The organism is Candidatus Synechococcus spongiarum (genome assembly GCF_900047545.1).
Classification (GTDB): Bacteria; Cyanobacteriota; Cyanobacteriia; order PCC-6307; family Cyanobiaceae; genus Synechococcus_B; species Synechococcus_B spongiarum_C.
In genome coordinates, this window is record NZ_FITM01000043.1 from 1 (window position 1) to 7,730 (window position 7,730).

Below are 7,730 nucleotides of genomic sequence, written 5' to 3' on the forward strand. Positions count from 1 at the left end.
GGCTCTGCGCTATGAGCAAGGCCTGCTGGTGCAGGGGGCCACCCGGGGAGACGGTCAACGGGGGGAGGAGATCACCGCCAGCGTCCGCACCATTCGCTCCATCCCCCTCCGGCTACGCTGTGCGGACCCGCCGGCCTGGGCAGAGATCCGTGGCGAGGCGTTTCTGTCGGAAGCCACCTTCTCCGCCATCAATCAACAGCGCCACCAACAGGACGAGGCGCCCTTTGCCAATGCCCGCAATGCCTGTGCCGGTACCTTGCGCCAGTTGAATCCCCAGGTAGTGGCCAGCCGGCAGGTGGATTTTCTGGCCTACGGGCTTCACCTCTCGCCGAAGCAGCCCCAGGCCCGCCAGCAGTTGGCGGCCCTGGACTGGTTGAGCACTGCCGGGTTCAAAGTCACCCGCCATGCCCGGCGCTGCACCACCCTGGCGGACGTGGGCAGATTTTACCAGCATTGGAACCTTCAGCGTCACCAGCTTCCCTATGGAACCGACGGCGTGGTGGTCAAGTTGAACGATCTGGCCCTTCAGCAGCAGGTGGGACACACCCAGAGGGCGCCCCGCTGGGCTGTGGCCATGAAGTTCAGCCAGGTGGAGGCCAGGAGCAGGCTGCGGCGCCTTGTGGCACAGGTGGGCCGCACAGGTGTGGTCACGCCAGTGGCGGAGTTTGACCCGGTGCAACTGGACGGGAGCACCGTGACGCGGGCCACCCTTCACAATGCCGACCGGATAGAAGACCTCACAACAGGAACGGGTCTGCATGAGGCAGACACCCTCGTGGTGCGCAAGGCGGGTGGGGTGATTCCTGAATTGGTGCGGGTGGAGCCGTGCTCACCTCCAGGCGAACCCCTCAGGTTTCCCCGTCACTGCCCGGAATGCGGTTCCCCCCTGGTGCGGGAATCGAAGCAAGCCGCCCTACGGCAGTGGCTGTCCGATCCAGCCAATCAACATCTCCTGGACCATTGCCCCAAGCTCAAGGCATCGCTTCTGGAGGCTCTGGCCGGGTTGGAGATGGAGGCCGCCACTCGCTGTGTCAATAGCAGTTGTCCAGCCATCCTCCGCGGCGCTCTGCGCCATTGGGTCAGCCGTGACGCCCTGGATGTTGACAGCCTCGGCCCTGAGCGGATCGAGCAGTTGGTGGGATGTGGCCTGGTTCACACCATTGATGATCTCTATGGATTACAGGAGGCTGATCTGACCGCATTGGAGGGTTGGGCCGGGCAGTCGGCCTGCCGTCTGCTGCAGTCGCTGGAGGCATCCAAGCGGCAACCATGGCATCGTGTGCTCTATGGCCTGGGGATTCCCCATGTGGGCACCGCCAATGCAGCTGTGTTGGCCCGCGCCTTTCCCTCGGCAGAGAGCCTGACGGAGGCTTTTGCGGTGACCCGGCAATTCCAGGGCGCCGATGAACCTCTTTTGACTGGTCTTAAGGGGGTGATGGGCAAAGTGTCTGCCTGCAAGCTGCAACAGTGGCTCAGCCAGCCCGGCAACCAGAATCTGTTGATTGATCGAGAAGCCTCCTGGGAAGCGTCCGGGGGGCACTTGCTCTGCACCATTCCCGACGTGGGAGCAAAAAGGGCCAGACTCCTGACCCGCATCTTCCCTTCGGCAGAGCAGTTGATCGCAGCGTTTTCCGCCACCCGCAACTTTCAAGGAACCGACGAGCCGAAGGGGATCCAAGGCGTTGGCAACAAAATTGCCATGGCGCTGCAGCAGTGGCTGGCCAATCCCCCCAATCAAAGACTTCTGGAGTGCCTTGCCAAGGCTGGTCTGCAGCTTCAGGTCCGCCAGGCTCACCTGTCCACCACGTCTGCCCAGGGACCGCTGGCGGGCCAGATCTTCGTGCTCACCGGCAGCCTGCCCTCCCTCAGCCGTGCTGAAGCCCAGGCGCGGATTGAGGCGGCAGGGGGAACAGTGACCAGCAGCGTCAGCAAGAAGACCACCCATCTGGTGGTGGGTGCCGATCCGGGCAGCAAGCTGGACAAGGCCCGTGCCCTTGGGCTGGTGATTCTGGATGAGGCAACTCTGTTACACCACTTAGAGCCTGCACCCACGTGAGGCAAATTGTGGCAGACTCAAGGCAGTGCTTCTGTCACTTCATGGATCAAGGCATTGAACGCTGGATCAAAACAGAGTGTGGTCGCGCCAAGTACGCTCACTTGGCTCAGCGGCGCGGCATCATGGCCCGCCTGCGGCTGTACTGGTTTGTGGCCATTGCCGTGCTCCGCGACGTTGTTCTCTCCCCCATCAGCCGCGGCATTCGCAACCTGTTCCGGGCCACCTGATCAGGTGTCCGTTTCACTGAGTTGCTTTTTCAGTACCTTGCTGGCGGTGCGGCCCACCAGCCAGACCACGGCAAAAGTGGCTGCCACCCCAAGGATCCGCAGGGCAAATTGACCCTGCTCCAGGCCGCCACCCAAGGTCAAACCCCGGCGGACTGTGTCGCCAATGTAGATGTAGAGGATGGTGCCGGGCAGGATGGCGGCTGAGGCCGCCATGTAGGTCAGGAACCGCAGATTGCTGGTGAGGGCGCACACCAGGTTGATCAACACAAAAGGAAACAGGGGCGACAACCGCAGCAGCGCCACCAGCTTCCAACCCTCGTCCCGGCTCAGCACCTGCTCCAGCCGCTGCAGGCGTGGATTCTGCTCCAGTTTCCTCTGGGCCCAGGGACGTAGCCACTGGCGCGTGAGAAACCAGTTGCCAGCCATCCCCAGAAAGGCGCCCGCCAGCACTCCCAGCACTCCCAGCCGCGGCCCGAATAGCGCACCACCTAAAAGGGTCAGCACCGAGCCGGGTACGTAGAAGGTGACCGCCAGGGCATACAGGGCAATGAAAACGATCCAGCCCACCGGGCCTAATTCTCTGAGGAAGGTTTCGATAGATTCGATGAAGGACGACATGGCGTTGGTTATGGGGAATTGAGATCGGGAGATTCAACCCTATCCCGGCTGGGGCGGAGCTGCCCTCAGCCCAGGGAGGCGAGGCGACTTTGGGCCAGTCGCTGCTGCTGCTGGGCCTCGCTCAGATTGGAGCGCATCCTGCTCACCACCTCCTGGGGAGCCTGATCCAGAAATCCGGGATTGCGCAGGTGCTCGGCAAGGAGGCTGATCTCCTTCTCCGCTTTGCCCAGGTCTTTCCGCAGGCGGTCCCGCAGGGCGTCCACGTCCACAAGACCGCCCACCGGCAGCAGAATCTGCAACTCACCACTGACAGCACTCAAACAGCGGGGCAGGTCCACGGCGGTGGTGCTGACGTCCACCGTGCCGGCCCTGGTGAGAACGGCAATGTCGTCCCTGGTCTCCTGTAACAACTGACAGAGCCCTTCGTTGTCACTCACAAAGAGCACGTCCGCGCTCCGGGAGGGTTTCAAGCCTGCCACGGCCCGCAGGTTGCGCACCACGCGAACGGCATCAACGACGGCTCCGAACTGCTGTTCCAATTGGTCGTTCAGGTGGGCCGGATCCAGTTGGGGCCACCGCTGTAGCGCCAGGAAGGTGTCGCCGTCAGCGCCGCTCAGCCGATGCCACAGCTCCTCGCTGACGTGGGGCATGAAAGGATGGACCAGCACCAGCAGTTGCTCAATCACCAAGGCCAGAACCTGCTGGGCCGTGCGGCGATCCTCCGAATTGCTGCCGTTGAGGCGCCGCTTGAGCAGTTCAATGGTCCAATCGCACACGTCGTTCCAGGCAAATTCATAGAGGATCCTGGCCGCTTCCCCCAGTCCGTAGGTGTCCAGCTTCTCTGCCATGGACCCACTGGTGCGCACCAGACGGGAGAGGATCCAGCGATCTGCGATCAGGAGCTTGTGGGGATCCGGCTGGCCAAGGGACGAGGGGGTGGCCCCATCCAAATTGAGGAGGGCAAAACGGGTGGCGTTCCACAACTTGTTGGCAAAGTTTCTCGATACCTCGACGGTGTTGGACGTTTGTGTAACGGGGTCGAAGTCCAGGCGAATGTCCTGCCCCGCTCCGGCCACGCCCCGCACTAGGGAAAAGCGCAAGGCGTCCGCCCCGTAACGCTCACAGAGCACCAGGGGATCAATGCCGTTGCCGGCGGATTTGCTCATCTTGCGGTTCCGGGCGTCCCGCACCAGGCCGTGGATGTACACATCGGCGAAGGGAATGGTGCGGGTGCAGACCGCGCCCATCATGGTCATGCGGGCCACCCAAAAGAAGATGATGTCGAATCCCGTGAACAGGGTGCTGTTGGGATACCAGCGCTGCAGATCGGCACTCTCCTCGTCCGGCCAGCCCATCGTGGAGAAAGGCCAAAGGGCGCTGGAGAACCAGGTGTCCAGCACGTCTTCATCCTGCTGAATTGTAGCGTTAGCTCCGTAACGGCGCCGGGCCTTGTCCTGGGCTTCGGTTACATTGCGGGCCACCACGTAGGGTGTGTCGCTGCGCAACCGGGAGCCGGTTTCACTCACCACAAACCAGGCTGGAATGCGATGGCCCCACCAAAGCTGACGGCTGATGCACCAGTCGCGGATCTCCATCAGCCAATTCTGGTACACCTTAGCCCAGCGCTCGGGAACAAAGCGGGGGCGTCCCTGGTTCAGGGCGGCCAGGCAGGCATTGGCCAGCGGTTTGGTGCGCACAAACCACTGGGTGGAGAGCAGTGGCTCCACCGGAACATTGCCCCGGTCCGAATAGGGAACAGTGTGGCGGTAATCTTCCACTTTCACCAAGGCCTGTTCAGCGGCCAGGGTGGCCACAACGGCGCGCCGCGCCTCGAAGCGCTCCAGGCCACGGAATTGTCCCGCCGCTTCGTTCATGCGACCGTCCTTGCCCATGACCGTCACCAGAGGCAAGCCATGGCGCTGACCCATGGCAAAGTCGTTGGCATCATGGGCCGGGGTCACTTTTACGCAGCCGGTGCCGAATTGGGGATCCACGTGATCATCGGCAATCACCGGAATCTTGCGACCCACAAGGGGCAGGGTGAGGGTACGGCCCACCCATGGGGCATAGCGCTGGTCGCCGGGATTGACCGCCACCGCCACGTCCCCCAGCATGGTCTCGGGGCGAGTGGTGGCCACCTCCAGGTGGCCGGACCCATCGGTGAGGGGATAGCGGAAATACCAGAGATGACCGTCCACTTCCTTCATCTCCACCTCCAGGTCGCTGACCGCCGAGCCGGAGGCGGGACACCAGTTCACCAAATATTCCCCCCGATAAATCAGCCCCTTCTCGTGCAACCTCAGAAACGATTCCTGCACGGCCCGGCTGAGTTCCGGGTCCAAGGTGAAGCGCTCCCGCCGCCAGTCCACGGAAAACCCCAGACGACGCAGTTGGGTGACGATTGCTCCACCACTTTCCTGCTTCCAGGCCCAGGCCCGCTCCAGGAAAGCTTCACGGCCAAGCTGGTCTTTGCTGGTTCCTTCCCGGGCCAGTTGTTTGTCCAGAAGCGTCTGCACAGCAATGGAGGCATGGTCCATGCCCGGCAGGCAGAGGGTGTTGTAACCCTGTAGCCGCTTGAACCGCACCATGGCGTCCATCAGGGCCGCTTCAAAAGCGTGACCCATGTGCAGATTGCCCGTCACGTTGGGGGGCGGAATCACCACCCCATAGGGTTGGCCCGGGGCCTGGGGATCCGGATGGAATGCATCGCATCGCTCCCAGGCCGACTGCCAGCGGGCTTCTGTGGCCTTGGGATCGTATTGTCCCATGGACACCATCGGCGCTGGGCGTTCATGGGACCCGCTCCTGTCCTGCTCCACCGCGGTCAGCACAATATGGCCGCCACGGATCTCAATGGCCATTTGATCACCGGGCGCCAAACCCAGTTGGCTGATATAAGCCTTGCCAACCAGCAGGTTGCCGTTTCCTTGAACCTTGGCGGCAAAGCCGAGCTTGCGGCCGCCTTGGGCTCCACCGCCAATCCGTACGCCTTTGGCCTGGAGAAGTGCGTCGTAGAACGCTGTGAAGTTGAGGCATTCACGGCCATCCTTCATGGCGGTGACATAGCCACAGGCGCGAACGACTTCTGTTTTGCTGGCACCAGCAAGCTCACGGACCTTATTGAGAAGCTCTGCGTGTTTGAGCATCATTCAGGCAAAGGGGGTTTGCGTCATCATTGAACGTGGCCGGAAACGGCATCTTCTCGTTGCTGAAGTGACCAACAATCACTCCTCTCCGCCGTCGTCCTCGCTGCCCAGGGGAACAAGGCGGATGTGCTTCCGGCCCAGCTTGATCTCAAACTCGTCACCAGGGTTCAGGCCCAGCTTTTTGGTGTAGGCCTTGCCAATGAGCAGATTGCCGTTGCCCTGAACCTTGGCCAGAAAGCTGAGCTTGCGACCAATTTTGGCTCCCCCGCTGCGGCCAATCTCCACACCCTTGGCATCAAGAACTGCTTCGTAGAACGCCGTGAAGTTGAGGCGCTCCCGCCCGTCCTTGGTAGTGGATACGTAGCCACAGGCACGGACCACGTCCGACTTGCTGGCATCAGCAAGCTCACGGACCTTGTTGAGAAGCTCTGTTTTCGTCAGCATCGCTTGAAGAATAGGGTGGCTAAGCGCTGGAAACTTTAGCATGGTTTGGCACTGGGGCAGGACAAGGGAAAAATAAAAGCTTTCCAGTTGTCCGCCACCACAGCTGCCACCTACATCAAGAGCCGTCGTGAGCAACAGATGGGCGATCCAGGATTCGAACCAGGGACATCCTGCTTGTAAGGCAGGCGCTCTACCGCTGAGCTAATCGCCCGATGGAGCATCGGCTGAGGTATCGGTAATGTTAGGTTACCATCCCTTTCCTCCCAGATCACGGGCAAAGGCCGTAAGGTCCCATGCAGTGTAGGTGAGTTCCAGCACCGCCGCTCTGATGGTGGCGGCGACTCTGGTGGACCCTATCCGCATGTTGAGGCAGTGCTCTGGAGGCACAACGGGGAGTTGCCCAAGGATATGGAGCATCAAATCTGTGCCGTAAAGCTTCTGGCGGACAATAAAATTAACAACGACCAAATTCAGGCGAGCGAGAATGGAACAAGCCCAGGACGGTCGTCTGCTGATGTTACTGTTTAATAACAACACGGGAAGTTTATGGCTGACGGCAGCCCGGGCAGAATTGCTGCGATCATGGTTCTCATGTTTTTGACTTCCTCCCCGCCGTAAAGGACAGGGATTTCTTCTCTCACGGCAGTGTACTCTGCACCTCTTGATTCATGTGGATTCCTGCTTCACGTCCAGACGCCAGCACACTGGTCTTGCACTCAGATGCGGTTGCTCTCTGCCCGTTGCTGCGTTTCTTGAACCCGGGAGGAGCCCTGGATTTCCCCTTGCTCTCCCACCAGTTGCGGAAAGCCTGGCCCGGATCTCGCAGGGGCTGCTGGAGCATGGAGGCTGAGACTTGGCTGAGCCAAGAGCGCCCCTGCCACCGCTTGACCCGGGTGATGCAGAGCTTCTCCAAGGCGGCGCCGGTATGTTCTCCCCTTGCTGGTGGAGCCTCCGGCTCAGGGCCAGGGCATCGCTCCAGACCACAGGGGCACTGCCGTTGGCTTGGGTCAGGTTGCTGTCACTGTCACGGATCAGGTCATCCCCATCCAGTTTCAGTGCATTCGTCTCGATCCAGATGCCGTTGCTGTCCTCGTCGGTCGCAAGGACCATGTACTCGAACGCCAGCGCGGTCCACCCCGACCCCTTGACATAGGCAGCTCTTTTCACCGCTACATTTCCGACATCGGAATTGGAAGTCAAGTGCTTAACAAGATGGGAGGGAGGCGGACCAATAGGATT

General features: G+C 61.2%; 6 protein-coding genes and 1 tRNA gene. 2 read left to right on the forward strand and 5 right to left on the reverse strand.

Going from position 1 to position 7,730, the window contains the following annotated elements; all coding sequences use genetic code 11:
• Both ligA and FLM9_RS01655 read left to right on the forward strand, forming a co-directional pair.
• A partial coding sequence (gene ligA / locus FLM9_RS01650) for an NAD-dependent DNA ligase LigA (protein WP_074456965.1) occupies window positions 1-2,056 on the forward strand: 2,056 nt, incomplete at its 5' end.
• Between the two features lie 41 nt (window positions 2,057-2,097).
• Window positions 2,098-2,283 carry a hypothetical protein gene (locus tag FLM9_RS01655; RefSeq protein ID WP_074456966.1) on the forward strand — a complete coding sequence of 62 codons (186 nt, stop codon included), beginning with the start codon at window positions 2,098-2,100 and terminating at the stop codon, window positions 2,281-2,283.
• Here FLM9_RS01655 and FLM9_RS01660 read toward each other — a convergent pair whose 3' ends face one another.
• The 5 genes from FLM9_RS01660 to FLM9_RS01685 form a co-directional block, all read right to left on the reverse strand.
• Window positions 2,284-2,901: a TVP38/TMEM64 family protein gene (locus FLM9_RS01660; protein WP_074456967.1), complete on the reverse strand. Its 618-nt coding sequence runs from the start codon at window positions 2,899-2,901 to the stop codon at window positions 2,284-2,286.
• 65 nt (window positions 2,902-2,966) lie between these two features.
• Window positions 2,967-6,050, reverse strand: a complete 3,084-nt coding sequence (locus tag FLM9_RS01665) for a valine--tRNA ligase (RefSeq protein ID WP_081340114.1) — start codon at window positions 6,048-6,050, stop codon at window positions 2,967-2,969.
• A 75-nt stretch (window positions 6,051-6,125) separates the two neighbouring features.
• On the reverse strand, window positions 6,126-6,491 hold the full coding sequence (locus tag FLM9_RS01675) for an AbrB family transcriptional regulator (protein WP_074456968.1): 366 nt from the start codon (window positions 6,489-6,491) through the stop codon (window positions 6,126-6,128).
• Between the two features lie 139 nt (window positions 6,492-6,630).
• A tRNA-Val gene (locus tag FLM9_RS01680) sits at window positions 6,631-6,702 on the reverse strand.
• Window positions 6,703-6,737: 35 nt separating this feature from the next.
• Window positions 6,738-6,959 carry a hypothetical protein gene (locus tag FLM9_RS01685; RefSeq protein WP_074456969.1) on the reverse strand — a complete coding sequence of 74 codons (222 nt, stop codon included), beginning with the start codon at window positions 6,957-6,959 and terminating at the stop codon, window positions 6,738-6,740.
• Between the last annotated feature and the right edge of the window lie 771 nt (window positions 6,960-7,730).